Here is a 15,888-nt window from a genome sequence, read left to right as displayed (position 1 = left end):
TTTGGGCAGCGTAAGGCACTGCTTGCTGCTTGACATCCCCTTAGACATCCGATCGAATGCCGTCGTATATGAGACGCCGTGCATTGCCGCAAGAAGGGTGACTGGGGCATGAGAAGGTCCTTCGCGTGGGGCGTGGCACTACTCCTCGCCGCGAGCCTGACCGGCTGCACCGTGGGTGGCGGCACGAGCGGTTCCGGCAGCGAGATCTCGTTCCTGACCTTCGAGACGCCGAACCTTCCACCGTCCTATTGGGACTCCGCCATCAAACGCGTCACGGACCGCAATCCGGGCCTCAGCGTGAAGAAGCTGGTCGCCCCGTCGACCGATCGCACCGGCTACGCCAAGCAACTGCTGCAGTCCGGCCAGTTCCCCGACGTCGCGATCGCCGTCGACTCGGCCGGTTTCGCCGAATCGGGCAACCTCTACGCGTGGACGCCCGGGGAACTCAAGGACTTCCAGTTCCCCGGCGCCAACCCGATCAAGGGCGGGCACCACCAGCTGCCCGCCAACACCCAGACCATCCCGCCGATCTACTACAACAAGAAGCTCTTCGCCGACGCCGGGATCACGTCGGCACCGAAGACCTGGGCGGAACTGCTCGGCGCGTCGGAGAAGCTGAAGGCGAACGGGATCACCCCGTTCACCATCGGCGGCGGCAAGGAAGGCTTCCCGTCCGCGATGCTGCTGGACGGCCTGGTCAGCGTCGAGGTCTACGGCAAGACACCGGACTGGCTTTCCCAGCGGCGGGCCGACAAGGTCAAGTTCAGCGACCCGGCCTTCCAGCAGGCGTTCGGCAAGTTCGCCGAGCTGGTGGCCAAGGCCTACATCGACAAGACGCAGGTCTCGCGGGACTACTCGGCGACCGAGGCGGCCTTCCTCAACGGCGAAGGCGCGATGTACCCGATGGGCAACTGGTTCGCCGCCAGTGCCGACACCAAGAAGCCGTCCTTCGAGATCGGTGTCTTCAACTTCCCTTCCGAGGACGGGAAACTCGTCGTGCCCGCCTATACCGGCGGCGGCATCATCGTCAACGCGAAGTCCCCGAAACTCGACGCGGCAAGGAAGTTCGCGCTCGCGTTCCAGCTCGACAAGGAACAGATCGACGCTTCGGTCAAAGCCGACGGGCTGTTCCCCGCGATCAAGGGTTACACGCCGCCCCCCGACGTCGGCCCGGTCTTCAAGGCGGGCTACGAACTCTACAAGGAAGCCGTCGCGAAGAACGCCGTCGTCAACGCGTTCAGCTGGGAAACGGCGGACGACGGGCTCCTGCCGGGGATGAAGGCCAAGGTCTACCAGGCCGCGCAGGACGTCATCACCGGCCGCAAGACGGTGTCCGACGCGTGCGCGTTCCTGGACACCGAGTGGGCGAAGGCGCGCTGACACCAAGATGGGGAGGAAACCGATCCTGCCGCGGATGTGGCATTTCGCCTCGTTCGGCGCACCTGGTGTCGTCATCTATCTCTGCTTCGTCATGGCGCCGATCCTCATCAGCTTCGGCTACAGCCTGACGAACCACAATCCGTTCGATCCGCCCTCGGAATTCGTGGGTCTCGAGAACTACCGGCTGCTGTTCCAGGACGAGCAGTTCCTGACCGCGCTCCGGGTCACCACGGTCCTGACCGTGATCGTCGTGTTCGTGCCGAACGTGCTCGGACTCGGCGTCGCCCTGCTGCTCGATCGGAAAGGCTGGCTGTACAACGCTTTGCGGAGCGTGTTCTTCACACCCGTGATCCTCAGCTCGGTCGTGGTCAGCGTCATCTGGACGAAGCTGCTCGACGACCGGGGGCCCGTCAACGACGCGCTCCGTGCCCTCGGCGTCGAGCATCCGCCTGGCTGGCTTTCGGACCCGGATCTCGCGCTGTACTCGCTCGCTTCGATCGTGTGCTGGCAGATGCTGGGGTTCTGCGTGGTCGTGTACCTCGCGGGGCTGCAAGGGGTGCCCGCCGAACTGCTGGAGGCGGCGGAAATCGACGGCGCCGGACCGGTCCGGCGGTTCCGCGCGGTGACCTGGCCGCTGCTCGCGCCGTCACTGACGATCAACACCGTCGTCCTGCTGATCTCGGCGTTCAAGACCTACGACCACGTCAAGGTGGTCACCAACGGCGGGCCGGGTTCGGGGACCACCGCCACCATCGCGTTCGACGTCCTCGCCACCGGCATCGACGCGAACCACGTCGGCTACGCGTCCGCGATGGCCGTGGTGATGCTGGTGATCGTGGCGACGCTGACCACGATCGTGCTGCGGTTCCTGCGGCGGCGGGAGGTCGATCTGTGACCACGAAGGCCGGTTCGTGGCTGCGGCCCGCCACGGCGATCCTGGTGAGCGCGATCTTCTTCGTGCCGCTGTACTACGTGCTCGTCAACGTGTTCAAACCCGGCGATCGGATCGCCGAGGAGCCGGCGTCGGTCCCGCTGCCACCGACGCCTGGCAACATCCACGCCGTGCTCACCCGGCCCGACGGCCTGTTCTGGGTGAGCCTGGCGAACAGCATGCTCGTCACGCTGCTGTCGATCCTCGTGCTGACCGTGCTTTCGGCGATGCTCGGGCACTACCTGGCGCGCTCGGACCGCCGATGGACCAAGGTGCTCACGCTGATCCTGTTGGCGGGTTTGATGATCCCGCCCCAGGTGATCCTGATCCCGGTCACCGAGGTGCTGCGGCTGACCGGTTTGATGGCGACGCTGCAAGGCTTGGTGCTGTTCAACGTCGGTTACTACGTGCCGTTCGGCGTCTTCGTGTTCACCGGGTTCATCCGCGGGGTGCCGGTGGAACTCGAGGAGGCCGCCCGGCTCGACGGGGCGAGCAGGACACAGGTGTTCTGGCGGATCGTGTTCCCGCTGCTGCGCCCGGCCACGGCGAGTGTGCTGATCTTCCTCGGGGTGTGGATCTGGAACGATTTCATCGACCCGTTGATCATCCTCGGTCCCAGCCAGGGCACCACGATCACCACCGGGATCTACCGCTCGATCGGGCAGTACCAGACGGATCTCGGCAGTGTGTTCGCGCTGATGTTCCTGGCCACGCTGCCGGTGCTGATCTTCTACCTGGCGTTGCAGAAGCAGTTCGTGAAGGGGCTCACCGGAGGGGCCACCAAGGGCTGACCCCGCCGCATTCAGTCCTCTGAATGCTCCACGGTGGCGCGTTCCCCCGGCGCCTGGGGCCGGTGCGCATGCCGCGAAAGCCACTTTCGGGACATCAGGCGTCGCGAAAGTGGCTTTCGCAACCTTCTACCACCGCATTCAGTCCTCTGAATGCTCAGAGCTCGGTGACCTTCCCGTCGGCCACTTCCAGCCGCCGCGTCGTCGCCACCGCGTCCAGCATCCGCCGGTCGTGTGTCACCAGCAGCAGCGTCCCCGGATACTCCGACAGCGCCGACTCCAGCTGCTCGATCGCGGGCAGGTCGAGGTGGTTCGTCGGCTCGTCAAGCACCAGCAGGTTCACCCCGCGCGCCTGCAGCAGCGCCAGCGCCGACCGGGTCCGCTCCCCCGGCGACAACGTGGCCGCCGACCGGAGGACGTGCGACGCCTTGAGCCCGAACTTCGCCAGCAGTGTCCGAACGTCGGCGTCGGCGAGTTCCGGTACCTCACGGGCGAACGCCTCGACGAGCGGAAGGTCGCCGAGGAACAGCTTCCGTGCCTGGTCGACCTCGCCGACCACGACACCGGAGCCGAGCGACGCGGCACCTTCGTCGACCTGCACCCGCCCCAGCAGGGCTGCGAGCAGCGTCGACTTCCCGGCGCCGTTGGCACCGGTGATCGCGACCTTGTCCGCCCAGTCGATCTGCAGGTCCACCGGGCCGAGGGTGAACCCGCCCCGCCGCACCACCGCGCCACGCAGGGTCGCCACGACCGCGCCCGCCCTGGGCGCCGCGGCGATCTCCATCCGCAGCTCCCATTCCTTGCGCGGTTCCTCGACGACGTCGAGCCGCTCGATCATGCGGTCGGTCTGGCGGGCCTTCGACGCCTGCTTCTCCGTTGCCTCGCTCCGGAACTTGCGGCCCACCTTGTCGTTGTCGGTGGCCTTGCGCCGGGCGTTCTTGACGCCCTTTTCCATCCACGAACGCTGCATCGCGCCTCGTGCTTCGAGTGAGGCCTTGGTGTTCGCGAACTCGTCGTACTCCTCACGGGCGTGCCGCCGAGCGACGGCGCGTTCCTCCAGATAGGACTCGTATCCGCCGCCGTAGGTCCGCACTTGCTGCTGCGCGTAGTCGAGTTCGACGACGCGGTCCACGGTGCGGGCGAGGAATTCCCGGTCGTGGCTGACCAGCACGGTCCCGGCGCGCAGCCCGGTCACGAACCGCTCGAGCCGTTCCAGGCCGTCGAGGTCGAGGTCGTTGGTCGGCTCGTCGAGCAGGAAGATGTCGTATCGGCTCAGCAGCAGCGAGGCCATCCCCGCCCGGGCCGCCTGCCCGCCGGACAGCGACAGCATCGGCTGGTCGAGGTTGACGGTGAGCCCGAGGTCCGCGACGACCTCGCCCGCACGGTCGTCCAGGTCGGCTCCGCCGAGCGCGAGCCAGCGGTCGAGGGCCAGACCGTAAGCGTCGTCCGCGCCGGGCGCGCCCGCGGTGAGCGCTTCGGTGGCGGCGTCGAGTTCGGCTTGCGCCGCGGTGACTCCGGTGCGGCGCGAGAGGAACGCGCGGACGGACTCACCCTCGCGGCGTTCCGGCTCCTGCGGGAGGTGGCCGACAGTGGCCGTCGGCGGGTTCAGCCGGACGCTGCCCTCCTCCGGCGGTACGAGGCCGCCGAGGGTCTTCAGCAGAGTCGACTTGCCCGCGCCGTTGACGCCGACGAGGCCGATCACTTCGCCCGGGGCGACGACCAGGTCGAGACCGGAGAACAGCAGGCGGTCGCCGTGGCCGGCGGCGAGATCCTTGGCAACGAGTGTGGCGCTCATGAGATCGGTAAGTCTACGGGGACCGATTGAACACCTCGTGGTCCCTCGGAAGAGTGGCAAGTATCCAAGCGATCACGGAACGTGGGTAACCTGGTTGTTCTTCTGGACCCGAACGAATTCCCGAGCATTGAGGTCGGTGACAGCCAATGGCGGATTCCGCCACCCAGGTCCCCGTCGTCCACCAGCAGAAAGGCGGTACCCGTAGGCCGACGTTGAGCAGGCGACGGGAAGTCAGTCATGCCAGCGCGCGATCCCTGTTGATGACGATCCTCGGCGAGTTCGTCCTGCCCCGTGACCGGCCGATCTGGACGTCGACGCTGGTCGAGGCGCTGCGGGTGCTGGACATCGAGGAGAAATCCGCACGACAGGCGCTCGCCCGTTCCTCCGCCGAGGGCTGGGTCGTCTCCGAACGCGTCGGACGAAGAGTGCGCTGGTCGCTCACTCCACCAGGCAGACGCCTCCTGACCGAAGGCGCGGAACGGATCTACGCCTTCGGCAACGAGGAGAAGGCCTGGGACGGCCGCTGGCTGATGTTGATCGTGTCGGTCCCCGAAGCGAAACGGGACCTCCGGCACCGGCTGCGCACGCGTCTGACGTGGGCGGGATTCGGCTCGCCGGTGGCGGGCGTCTGGGTCAGCCCGGATCTCAGCCGCCAGCGGGAAGCCCAGCAGATCGTGCAGGAACTCGGCCTCGACGCGCAGGCGATGTCGTTCACCGCCGCCTACGGCGACGTCGGCGACCAGGAGACGATGGTCGCGCGGTCCTGGGATCTCAGCGAACTGAAAGACCGCTACGAAGACTTCATCGACCGCTTCACCGGTTTGCGTCCTTCAGGTGAGCGTGGCGTCCTGCGCGCGCAGACCGAACTCGTCCACGAATGGCGCAGCTTCCCGTTCCTCGATCCGCGCCTTCCGCTGAAACTCCTTCCCGACGGTTGGAGTGGCGTGCGCGCGGCGGGCCTCTTCCACCGCAAACACGTCGAATGGCGACCAGAAGCACAGGCGCAATGGGACGAACTCGCGGACTCCTCCGGCTAGGGTCACGGAAAACGATCTAGCGGAGGGAACTCGTTTTGGCCACCTCGATCCGCCTCGACCGCGAGGGCGACATCGCCGTCCTGACCATCGCTTCGCCGCCGCTGAACCTCTACACCGCGGAACTCCAGCAGGAACTGGGCGAGGCGATCGGCGAACTGGAGGCCACGCCGCCGCGCGCGGCGCTGCTCCGGGCCGAGGGGAAGATCGTCAGCGGCGGCGTCGACGTCTCCCTGTTCGACGCCCAGGCGAGCGCGGCCGAAGCGAAGGTGCTCTTCGACGAGATGCTGGCGATCCCCGACCGGATCGCCGCCCTCCCGTTCCCCACCGTGTTCGCCGCCCACGGTCTGTGCTTGACCTGGGCCTTCGAGGTGGCTGTCGCCTGCGACATCATTCTCGCGAGCGAGAAGGCCAAGTTCGGCCTGGTCGAACGCGTCGTCGGCCTGACCCCGACCATGGGCGGCACGCAGCGGCTCGCCGCCCGCGCCGGCGTCGGCCGCGCCAAGGAGTTCGTGATGACCGGCGCGACCTACGACGCCGCGACGCTCGAACGCTGGAACGTGGTGAACCGGGTGTTCCCGATCGACGGCTTCGACGAGGCCGTGCGCGTCTTCACGACCGACCTCGCGCAGGGGCCGACAAAGGCGCACGCGGCCACCAAGAAGGTCCTCGAGCACTACGAGCACGGCGGCGTCGCCGAGGCGAACGAGCACATCACGACGATCGCCGCCGGTCTCTTCGACACCGAGGACCTGCGCGGCGCGGTGAAGTCGTTCCTCGCCGACGGCCCCGGCAAGGCGACCTTCACCGGCCGCTGATCCGCTACGGCCGTTGGCCGACCGCGTCCACCACGCCGGACGCGGTCACCGCCGTCCCATTCCCGCCCAGGTACAGGAACGTGTCAGTGGCGAAGACGATCATGTACGGTTTCGCCACCTTGGGGTCGTCCTCCGGCCTGAGCGGCCAGGTGATGCCCACACCGGGCCTGCCGGCCCCGTCCTTGGCGTGTTCGACGGCGCGCAGGCCGGGCACCTTGGCCGCCGCGCCGAACAGGGCCGCCCGAACGGCGGGCGGAAGGTGGTTTTCGTTCGCCAGCGCGAGGATGTCCTTGCCCATCGCGTTGTAGTCGCCCTTCTCACCGCTGTGGTCGGCGTTGTCGGCATTGAGGTAGGCGAACATCGCGTCCGCGTCGGTGGGAAGATCCGCCCGGTAGTGGGGCCGCGGCGTGCACGGCTCTGTGACGCCCTTGAGCGGCTCTTCGCCCTTGTACACCTGCGCTCGCCCGTTCCGGCAACCCGGAACCGGGAAAGTACTGCGGTCCGCCATCTTGATCAACCCGTCACGGGTGCCGTCCGCCGAAAGCCACGATTCCCGCTCACCGTCGGCCTGCTTGGTCTTCGTGTAGACGAACTGGTCCGGTTTCGGCGGCGTGTCCGGTGTTTTCAGCGCGGCCGCGGCGGCGCCGCGCAGCACGGCCACGGGATCCGCGGTGGCCGTGGGCGGTTCCAGTCCTGCGGGGGCGAGCGCCACGACGGCGGTGATGGCCGCGGCCAGGCCCGCCGCCCCCACCCCGGTCCAGACCCAGCGCCGCCGGTTCTTCAGCGGCACCACGTTTTCCGGCACGGCGGCGGCGATCTCGGTCATCAATCGCGTGCGCGCCGGGCTGAGTACACCGGATTCCGCGAGTGGCACCGAGCCGGTCCGCTCGGCGATCAGGTTCAGCTCATCCATGGTTGGCGATCTCCTTCGCAGTCGTGGTTTCCGGACGCCCCAGCGCCTCACGGACTTTCCGGCGGGCGCGGTTGAGCCGCGAGCGGACGGTGCCGAGCGGGATGGCCAGCGCCGCGGCCACCTCCTCGTAGCTCAGGCCTTCCCCCGCGAACAGCGTGAGGGTGTCCCTGTCGCCGTCGGCTAGTTCCGCCAGCGCGGAGTCCAGCAGCTTTCCCATCGCCTCGGCGGTCACCTGGTCGGCTACGCGCTCGGCATGCCCTTCTTGCTCGGGCGGCGGACCGAGGGCTTCCCGCAGTTTCAGCTCCCTGACCTCGTCCCGGCGCCGCTGTGCCACCAGGTTGGTCGCGATGCCGTAAAGCCACGGCCGGGCGTCGCGGCGCTCGGTGTCATATCCCTCACGCTTGCGGAAAGCCACCAGGAACGTCTCCCCCAGCGCGTCCTCCGCGGCGGCGGGACCGATGCGTCTGACCAGATAGCGGTGGATATGCGCCGCATGCCGGTCGAAGATCGCGGAAAACCACTCCGGCCGCGTCACCGACCTCGCGATCAGCTCCGCGTCTTCCGAATCCTCCGGATCCGCCCTGGATGAGTACATTTGCCACCCTTCACCGTTCGTCAGTGTCACTTGTTGTCCGCATCCGGTGCCGAATGGGTTCACGACCGACGAATCGGTCTAGACCTTTTATGCGAGCCGCGCTACATTCAAGTGTGGTCTAGACCACACCGCGCCAGTTCAGAGCAGGTCGATCTCGCCGCCTCTTTTGGAGAGAACCGCCATGAGACGCACCGGAAAACGCCTATTCAGCGCACTCACCGTGACACTCCTCGCCGCCGGGCTCCTGGTGGCCGCAGGCCAGCCGGCCTTGGCGGCGGGCCGCCTCCGCGCCGCCTTCACCTTGACCGGAACCACCGGTGAGTACACCGTCACCAACCCCAGCAGCGAAACCGTCGCCGACTGGTCCATCACCTTCACCGTCCCCGCCGGCGTCACCGCCACCAGCGGCTCACACGCCACCGTCTCCCAGTCGGGCAACCAGGTCACCCTCAGCCCGGCGTTCTACATCAAATCGCTCGCGCCGGGCCGCTCGACCTATCCCTACAGCCCGTCGTTCCGGCTCAGTTCGGCCGTCAACCCGACCACGTGCCGGATCGACGACGCGAACTGCGACGGTTCGGGCGACACACCGCCGTCGACCCCGGCCAACCTGCGCCTCGTGGCGAAGACGACCACGACCGCCGCATTGGCCTGGAACGCGTCGGCACCGGGCTCGCTGCCCGTCGCCGGCTACGACGTCTACCAAGGCGCCACGCTGGCGGCCTCGGTCACCGGCACCGAAGCGAGGATCACCGGGCTGACGCCGAACACGGCCTACAGCTTCACCGTCGTCGCCAAGGACCGGAAGGACGCCAAGTCGCCGCCCACCCCGGCGCTGGCGGTGACCACCAACAACCCGGGCGACGACACCCAGGCGCCGACCGCGCCGCCGAACCTCCGCTCGACCGCGGTCACGTCGAGCTCCGTCGCACTGGCGTGGAACGCGTCCACGGACAACACCGGCGTCGTCTCCTACGACGTCTACCGCGGTACGAGCCTCGCCACGACGGTGACCGGGACGACCGCGACGGTGAGCGGGCTTTCACCGTCCACTTCGTATTCTTTCACGGTCAAAGCCCGCGACGGGTACGACAACGTCTCCGCGGCGAGCGCCGCCGTCAGCGCTCGCACCGGTGACATCGTGAACGGGTACGCCCGGGTCGGCTACTTCGTCCAGTGGGGCATCTACGGCCGCCAGTTCTTCGTCAAGAACATGGTGACCAACGGATCGGCCGCCAAGCTGACCCATCTGCTCTACGCCTTCGGGAACATCGACCCGGTCAACCACACCTGCCTCTCCGGCGTCACCAAGGGAACGACGCCCAACCCGCAGGACCCGAACCAGGGTGACGGCGCGGGCGACGCGGAAGCCGACTACTCGCGGCCGATGTCCGCGGCCCAGTCCGTCGACGGTGTCGGCGACACCGGCTGGGAAACGCTGCGCGGCAACTTCAACCAGCTGAAGAAGCTCAAGGCCAAGTACCCCAACCTGAAGATACTCATCTCGTTGGGCGGGTGGACCTATTCGAAGTACTTCTCCGATGTCGCGGCCACCCCCGCGGCGCGGCAGAAGTTCGTCGCGTCGTGCATCGACACCTACCTGAAGGGCAACGTCAAGGCGTACGGCGGCGCGGGCGGTCCGGGAACGGCCGCGGGCATCTTCGACGGCATCGACATCGACTGGGAGTGGCCGGGCAGCCCCGACGGGCACCCCGGCAACCACTGGAGCGCCAACGACAAGACGAACCTGACCGCTCTGCTGGCCGAGTTCCGCACGCAGATGGACGCCTACGGCGCGACCACCGGCAAGCGGTACGAACTGCAGGCGTTCACCCCCGCCGACCCGGCGAAGGTGAAGGGCGGCTGGGAGATCCCGAAGATCTTCGACTACCTCGACGTCGCGAACGTGCAGGGTTACGACTTCCACGGCTCGGGCAGCGACAACTCGTGGGAGCCGAATCGCACCGGCCACCAGGGAAACCTCTACGCCGACGCGGACGATCCGTACAACTTCAAGTTCAGTGTCGAATCGGCGATCAACGCCTACACCGAGGCCGGGGCCAATCCACGGAAACTGACCCTCGGGCTCGCCTTCTACGGGAGAGGCTGGCAAGGGGTCGCGGACGGCGGCAAGAAGGGCGAATGGCAGAGCGCGACAGGAGCGGCGCCGGGCCAGTTCCCCGAGGAAGCAGGTACTCGTGGCTACGCGAATCTCTTGGCCAGTGTCCCCAATTGTGCCGTCCAGCACGACACCGCGGCAGTGGCCACGTCGTGCTACACCGGCAACGGCGGGCAATGGTGGACCTTCGACGACGCCTGGTCCATCCAGCAGAAGGTCGCCTGGCTCAAGACCAGAGGACTGCTCGGAGTCATGGCCTGGGAGATGTCGGGTGACACCGGATCCCTCATGACCACAGTGGACAACTCACTGAAGTGACGGTCCCCGGGGTGCCGGTGTTCGTCACCGGCACCCCGGCACCGCCCACGGCAACTGCTCTGGAGCCCTGGCACGGACCACACGTACGTCGCCTGGTCCGCGGTGCTGAAAGATCACACGAACAGCAACGCTCCTCCGCAGTCGGCGTGGGCGGCCTCCTCATGGCCGAGGCCGCCATCGCGAACTTCGCCGAGACCACCCGCATCCAGGGCCAGGATCTCTACCCCGAGATCGCCGACCGACTCCGCGAAGGCCTCGGCTCCCACGCGAAGTACCAGATGGGCGCGGCCGTCCCGTCGTGGCTGTGCGGCGGCAGCCTAAAGCTCGGCCTCGGACCGATCACCGAAGTCGGCTACAACCCCCACACCCGTCTCGGGCACACCATGAGCAACACCGAGGCCCTCACCCTGCGCCAGCGCCCGGCGGGCACCAACAACCTGTTCGCCTCCTGGCAGACCCTCACCCACGCCGGCAACCCACAGTGACCCCGTGCGGGCCGTCCGAATGCGGCAGGGCGGCCCGCACGGTCCGTTTTCCCAGCTCAGACACACAGTGACCCCTGGTTGAAAGCAGCTGTGTGTGACCCGCTAAAGTACTCACATCGCACTCCACGGAGCGCGGGTCCGGGCTGTGGCGCAGTTTGGTAGCGCACTTGACTGGGGGTCAAGGGGTCGCAGGTTCGAATCCTGTCAGCCCGACGGACGAAGCGGGTTTCCGCAGCTCACCAGCTGTGGAAACCCGCTTTTTCATGTGGTCAGAGGTGTCGTTCCGGTTCAGCACAGCGCTCGGTGACACCTAGACTGGAGGCTCTCCTCATGACCACGTATTTGACCAAACAGGGTTTACCACGCCCGAAGGACGACGTGTGGCGCTCCTACGTCGAGGAGTGGGATCGCAGTCTCCGCGCGGCGAACCGCCCGCACACCACCCGGTACAACTATCAGCTCGCCGTCACCCAGCTGTCGGACTTCCTCGGCGGACCGGAACTCCCGGAGTTCCTCACGAGGATGGACATGCCCGCCGACGACGACAGCGACGCCGCCCAGGACCCCACTGATGTGAGCCGTAAGCATGTCGAGTGGTACATCGCCCGGCTGATCGACACCCGCTCCGCCTCCACCGCGCTGAACAAGTACAAGGGTGTCCAGCTTCTTCAACTACCTCGTCGAAGGCGACGAGATGGACCGCCACCCCATGGACAAGCTCAGTCAGGTTGCCACACCCACGAAGCTCATCCCGGTTCTCTCCGGCGACGAGATAGCGAGCCTGTTGGAGACATGCCGGGGGAGACAACCTGGATCTTGAACGGACGGGATTCTTGTCCGCGGAAAGGGAGACCGACAGCGCTTCGTGCCCTTCGGTAAACGCGCAGGACAGGCTATAAGCCGTTATCTTCGCGCGAGGTCTCGCCATCCGGCGGCAGACCTTCCTGACTTGTTTCTCGCCGAGCGAGGGCGCAAAGCCTTCAAGCCTAATGACATCAAGATCATGTTACGCCGTCGCGGAAACGCAGCCAGCACCGCATCGACTCGCACGTGAACTGGCTGGCTCGGTCACATACCGGGCACCTGAAGTCCGCGGCCCGCTCCCCCCGATTGACCACCAGATTCCGCGCCTACCGCGCAGTCCACGCGCCGTCCGGGTTGCTCGTCATACCGAACCCGTGGACAACGCGACTGCCGACCGCTAATACAAAGAACACGTAGATCCTTTTCAACGTGACCGCGCGGTCCTCATGGAAGAAGTCACACGCCAGCATCATCGACGCCCGCACCCGAAGAAACTGCCGCCAGATCGTATCGATGCACTGCGTCGGCGCCGACGGATCCGCAGCTGCATCAAAACGCGGCAGACCGCGAAGCACCCACACGATGTCCGCCCCTGCGCAGCTCACCCTGAATCCTCATACCCTCAAGTGGGTGCTACCGGGCGGTCCGCTCGATCAACACCATAACAGCGTCATCCAGGGACGGGCGACGTTTCGGGTATGTCCACCTTTCTCGCCACGAGACGACGATGCCACCGCAGAACCGTGCCCGGCGTCAACAACCGGTGCACACCCCCATCTTCTTCGGCGACAACCGAATGAGCGCAGCGACACCACACGGTCTGCCCGGTCCACCCGAAGGCGCGGAACTGCTTCGTGTTCCCTTCCCGGCGGTTTCGGTACAAACGACCCAGCTCGACGGCGTCGCTCTTTGAATCACGCACCACCAATTAGGTTAAGTGAGCGTATTGGGGACGTTCTTATGCGGACCGAAGTAACCTATGCACACTTTTCCCGTCTCCCTCGACGGAAGGAAATAAATTCGCGGAGCGAGCATTCCGCCACCTTCGGCGACCTTCAAGTGAGCCTCCATGTAGATTCTTCCCAAAGGGTCCACCTCTCGGTCGACCGGGAATACCCTCTTGGCGCGCAGACGATCACTCCGATTCACCGATTCGCTTTCGACCATGGCCAGCTTCTTCGGACTCGCGGGCCACGCATAGGGGCTATGGGAGTTCACGCACCAAGTCCAAAAGGATCCTGGATGCTCCGCGCCTGTCAGCGCCTGTCCATACGCGTGAAGTGCCCGGAAGCCACGCCACGAGGTCTCGCCCCAAGCCCGCGCCTCGACTGCCGTGTCTATATCATCGAGATCCTTGCACGCATCGTCTGGGAAGCTTAGAAAATCGGTTAAGTACTCCTGTGCATACAAGGCGGCCTCGCTTGGCGATTCGGCGTTGCCCGGAAAGCGGTGGCTCTCCAGTTTCGCGACCGCAGCCGACTGGTCCTCCCACAGTTCGCGACCTACCAGCCTCAGCTTCTTCCGTGCCAGTTCGAGGTCCGCACGCAACCGGTTGTTCTCTTCTTCGAGCTGCTGCTGCTCTTCTACGACACTGAGGTACTTCTGGTCCAGCGCTACCAGACTCCCCCGCTGATCTGCGATCTCCGCTTCGGCCAGCTCCAGAAGCTCTTGCAGCTCCTTGGGTTTGCCTGAACGCGCCGAATCGAGAAGATCGGCTGCCGCGTCGTAGCTGTCCGGCGGCCGACGAGCCCCTGCGCGCAACGCGATGGCCCGGCTGACCAGTCTTCCGGCGGCGTACCGGTATCGCAGGAACCGGGCGGGCACCGTGTAACGATGCCGCCATCCTTCGTCGACAGCAGGATCCACACCGGGGAGATAGATCCGGAACGCTCCGTCACGAACCTCGTAGGTACTGCCGACGATTTCGTTGAAATACCGGGTTCCCTCCTCGTCGAGCCGGCACACGAGCGCGAGCCCCGCGGTCATCGTCGCGACCCGCGTGATCGCTTCGCTGAACCTCTCCGCCACGGACACACCCTGTGGCAGATCTCTGACCTGAAACCCGACAGGCAAAGCCGAGAAAACCACGAGCGGCACATCTCGCTCGATATCCGTAACCAGCTCGGCCAGCGCCTCCGCGCCAGGCTCGCCTGAGAAAGCGGCAGGCTCTGATGTCAGCGGCACCCCTTGACGGTGAGGGGCACAGCCACCGAGCAGGAGAGGCGGAACGAATTTCGGTGCCGCAATGGTGACGTTCTCAAGAAGGTCGTCGGCGACCGCTTCGACATCCAGCCATACCCAGCCGCTGACTTCCCTCCCCTTGGAAACTTCTTCCCAGCTGCGAACAGAGGTCGTCCAGCGCGAACCCTCCTTGTTCGTTTCGACAAACGTTGCCCGAAGGGCAGTACCGACCGGCGCCCCCGCGCCATCCACACGCTCCAAACGGACCCGCATGGCTCCGTCAGGTGTCGTCGCGTCGAGCTCCGTTCCCGAGAGTTGTTCACTACTTTTCTGTTTTACCCACACTGAGAAGGCGCTTTGAACACGTGAGACCAGCTCTGGTCCACGGTCATTCCAGATCGCACGATAGAGAATCGTCACCTGTTCACCTCCACCATCCGGCGCCTTGTTCAACCTGAAGATGGTGCAGACGCCGATTGACTACGATGTCGGATGTGCCTGGTCGCATCGTTACAGTTCGGGTGAACCGTCCTGAATCCGTTAGCCGGGCAGGTTCACCCACGGACCCTGTACTGGGACTCCTTTGGTGAATTCGACGTTTCGAACTCACCGTATTCATGAGCCGTTCAAGCCGTCTGCTACCAGCGAGCGCGATCACCCTGTGCAGAACGCCACCAGCGGAAGATGAGGTAGAGCAGACGCAGCGAAATAGCTGACGATCATGCCGCCCCGTCGAACTCGCCTGCCACGGCAGGCCGGACGCATGAAGCGACTTCTGCAACCCCACAGCCGTTACTCCGATCGGGATAGCCGAACCTGGCCGCAGTCGATACAGCCATCGCGCGGGTCGGCAACTTACTGAGGACCGACCTGGCTGCCCAGCTGCCGCACGCTGCCGACCAGGTCAATGTCAAGCCACGTCTCGGGGCGACCTTGAGCCGAGTCACGTTCAACCGGGAACCCGCAGACTCAAGAGACACGAAGTAACTCCTCGTAACCAGCAATCCAAGATCAGCTGGCGATATTCAGGCGACCGGAACGCGCCACAACGCGTTCGAAGCCGCCCCCACGAGGAGGAACGAGAGACCGCGGGCCTGCGGGAACAGAGGAAACGCCTGGTCACGAGTTGTTTCGATCTTCCCTGACACGGAAGAGGTCACTGGTTCAATCCCAGTATCGCGCACCATCTGTTTTCGCAGGTCAAAAGCCCTGCCCCCCTCAGAGGCGCGGGGCTTCAGTCGTAAAGAGGCGATGGCTTCGGAGCCGTCTCGAGCCGCATATCACCGAACGTGGCGCGCAGGTGCGGAAACCACTCCCCCAGCTTTGGTCCGCTCACTCGGCGTGAGCGCGACCCGATCCACGCGGCGCGGAGGCCGACCGCATCCGCGGCGCGAACTCTTCGTAGAAGATCGCGATGCTCGGCGGCGACTCCACGTCCGGCGGTGGCCGGCCACAGCGCCGCCCGCGCCCGCGGTCAGGACTGCGATCACGAGCGCGGTCCACCACATCCAGTAGTCGATCCGGATCTCCTTGACCTGTTCCGGCGAGTCGCTGTGGACTGTCGCCTCGCGCCACCCCGGGTTGCTGATCTGCCAATAGTCCATGCCAGCTGGCCGCCGATCCACATGAAGGATGCCGTCGTCGACGTAGGCCGCAGCCGGTAGTCACCGGTCGCGGGACCGGGAGTCACCGCGCGGCCGGTCCCGTACTCCCAGGATCTTGAGAGC

Annotated in this window: 13 protein-coding genes and 1 tRNA gene; 8 read left to right on the top strand and 6 right to left on the bottom strand. The window is 65.9% G+C overall.

Features of this window, described 5'->3' with window-relative positions:
- The first annotated feature begins 108 nt into the window (after positions 1-108).
- From ACZ6DT_RS21290 to ACZ6DT_RS21280, 3 genes are read left to right on the top strand one after another with little or no spacing between them, the layout of a single operon-like run.
- Entirely contained in the window at positions 109-1,380 is a 1,272-nt protein-coding gene (locus ACZ6DT_RS21290) for an ABC transporter substrate-binding protein (RefSeq protein WP_465597794.1), read from the top strand.
- A gap of 7 nt (positions 1,381-1,387) precedes the next feature.
- Complete coding sequence (locus ACZ6DT_RS21285) at positions 1,388-2,275, top strand: carbohydrate ABC transporter permease (protein WP_465597791.1); 888 nt, start codon at positions 1,388-1,390, stop codon at positions 2,273-2,275.
- Positions 2,272-3,102, top strand: a complete 831-nt coding sequence (locus ACZ6DT_RS21280) for a carbohydrate ABC transporter permease (protein WP_465597788.1) — start codon at positions 2,272-2,274, stop codon at positions 3,100-3,102. Before ACZ6DT_RS21285 ends, ACZ6DT_RS21280 begins: the two co-directional genes overlap by 4 nt.
- A 154-nt stretch (positions 3,103-3,256) precedes the next feature.
- Here the strand turns inward: ACZ6DT_RS21280 and ACZ6DT_RS21275 are convergent, their stop codons facing one another.
- Complete coding sequence (locus tag ACZ6DT_RS21275; protein WP_465597785.1) at positions 3,257-4,894, bottom strand: ABC-F family ATP-binding cassette domain-containing protein; 1,638 nt, start codon at positions 4,892-4,894, stop codon at positions 3,257-3,259.
- Positions 4,895-5,040: 146 nt separating this feature from the next.
- Between ACZ6DT_RS21275 and ACZ6DT_RS21270 the strand changes: the two genes are divergently transcribed.
- Both ACZ6DT_RS21270 and ACZ6DT_RS21265 read left to right on the top strand, forming a co-directional pair.
- The gene (locus ACZ6DT_RS21270) at positions 5,041-5,931 is read left to right on the top strand and encodes a PaaX family transcriptional regulator (protein WP_465597782.1); all 891 of its coding nucleotides are present in this window, start codon (positions 5,041-5,043) and stop codon (positions 5,929-5,931) included.
- Between the two features lie 35 nt (positions 5,932-5,966).
- Positions 5,967-6,746, top strand: a complete 780-nt coding sequence (locus ACZ6DT_RS21265) for an enoyl-CoA hydratase/isomerase family protein (protein ID WP_465597779.1) — start codon at positions 5,967-5,969, stop codon at positions 6,744-6,746.
- A 4-nt stretch (positions 6,747-6,750) separates the two neighbouring features.
- On the opposite strand, the gene ACZ6DT_RS21260 is transcribed toward ACZ6DT_RS21265, so the two are convergent.
- Together ACZ6DT_RS21260 and ACZ6DT_RS21255 are read right to left on the bottom strand one after the other, a co-directional pair.
- Positions 6,751-7,659 carry a CU044_5270 family protein gene (locus tag ACZ6DT_RS21260; RefSeq protein WP_465597776.1) on the bottom strand — a complete coding sequence of 303 codons (909 nt, stop codon included), beginning with the start codon at positions 7,657-7,659 and terminating at the stop codon, positions 6,751-6,753.
- A complete protein-coding gene (locus tag ACZ6DT_RS21255; RefSeq protein WP_465597773.1) occupies positions 7,652-8,254 on the bottom strand; it encodes an RNA polymerase sigma factor in 603 nt (200 codons plus the stop codon). Before ACZ6DT_RS21255 ends, ACZ6DT_RS21260 begins: the two co-directional genes overlap by 8 nt.
- A 220-nt stretch (positions 8,255-8,474) precedes the next feature.
- On the opposite strand from ACZ6DT_RS21255, the gene ACZ6DT_RS21250 reads away from it, so the two are divergent.
- The 3 genes from ACZ6DT_RS21250 to ACZ6DT_RS21240 all read left to right on the top strand — a co-directional run bounded on the left by ACZ6DT_RS21250 (position 8,475) and on the right by ACZ6DT_RS21240 (position 11,389).
- Positions 8,475-10,691 (top strand): glycosyl hydrolase family 18 protein, encoded by a 2,217-nt coding sequence (locus ACZ6DT_RS21250; protein ID WP_465597927.1) that lies wholly within the window; start codon positions 8,475-8,477, stop codon positions 10,689-10,691.
- Between the two features lie 11 nt (positions 10,692-10,702).
- Positions 10,703-11,176: a hypothetical protein gene (locus ACZ6DT_RS21245; RefSeq protein WP_465597770.1), complete on the top strand. Its 474-nt coding sequence runs from the start codon at positions 10,703-10,705 to the stop codon at positions 11,174-11,176.
- Positions 11,177-11,315: 139 nt separating this feature from the next.
- Positions 11,316-11,389: transfer RNA gene (locus tag ACZ6DT_RS21240), tRNA-Pro, on the top strand.
- A 144-nt stretch (positions 11,390-11,533) separates the two neighbouring features.
- Here the strand turns inward: ACZ6DT_RS21240 and ACZ6DT_RS21235 are convergent.
- The 3 genes from ACZ6DT_RS21235 to ACZ6DT_RS21225 all read right to left on the bottom strand — a co-directional run bounded on the left by ACZ6DT_RS21235 (position 11,534) and on the right by ACZ6DT_RS21225 (position 14,614).
- Positions 11,534-11,848: a hypothetical protein gene (locus ACZ6DT_RS21235; protein ID WP_465597767.1), complete on the bottom strand. Its 315-nt coding sequence runs from the start codon at positions 11,846-11,848 to the stop codon at positions 11,534-11,536.
- A 458-nt stretch (positions 11,849-12,306) separates the two neighbouring features.
- The gene (locus ACZ6DT_RS21230; protein ID WP_465597764.1) at positions 12,307-12,585 is read right to left on the bottom strand and encodes a hypothetical protein; all 279 of its coding nucleotides are present in this window, start codon (positions 12,583-12,585) and stop codon (positions 12,307-12,309) included.
- Positions 12,586-12,913: 328 nt separating this feature from the next.
- On the bottom strand, positions 12,914-14,614 hold the full coding sequence (locus ACZ6DT_RS21225) for a hypothetical protein (RefSeq protein ID WP_465597761.1): 1,701 nt from the start codon (positions 14,612-14,614) through the stop codon (positions 12,914-12,916).
- Positions 14,615-15,888 lie beyond the last annotated feature (1,274 nt).

The sequence above is a fragment of the Amycolatopsis sp. NPDC041971 genome (assembly GCF_055588925.1).
The sequence above is the reverse complement of the archived record's forward strand: the minus strand, read 5'-3'. Positions and strand labels throughout refer to the sequence as shown.

Coding starts and splice junctions, on each gene's coding strand:
- ACZ6DT_RS21290 (WP_465597794.1), top strand. CDS start 109: ATGAGAAGGTCCTTCGCGTGGGGCGTGGCACTACTCCTCGCCGCGAGC.
- ACZ6DT_RS21285 (WP_465597791.1), top strand. CDS start 1,388: ATGGGGAGGAAACCGATCCTGCCGCGGATGTGGCATTTCGCCTCGTTC.
- ACZ6DT_RS21275 (WP_465597785.1), bottom strand. CDS start 4,894: ATGAGCGCCACACTCGTTGCCAAGGATCTCGCCGCCGGCCACGGCGAC.
- ACZ6DT_RS21270 (WP_465597782.1), top strand. CDS start 5,041: ATGGCGGATTCCGCCACCCAGGTCCCCGTCGTCCACCAGCAGAAAGGC.
- ACZ6DT_RS21260 (WP_465597776.1), bottom strand. CDS start 7,659: ATGGATGAGCTGAACCTGATCGCCGAGCGGACCGGCTCGGTGCCACTC.
- ACZ6DT_RS21255 (WP_465597773.1), bottom strand. CDS start 8,254: ATGTACTCATCCAGGGCGGATCCGGAGGATTCGGAAGACGCGGAGCTG.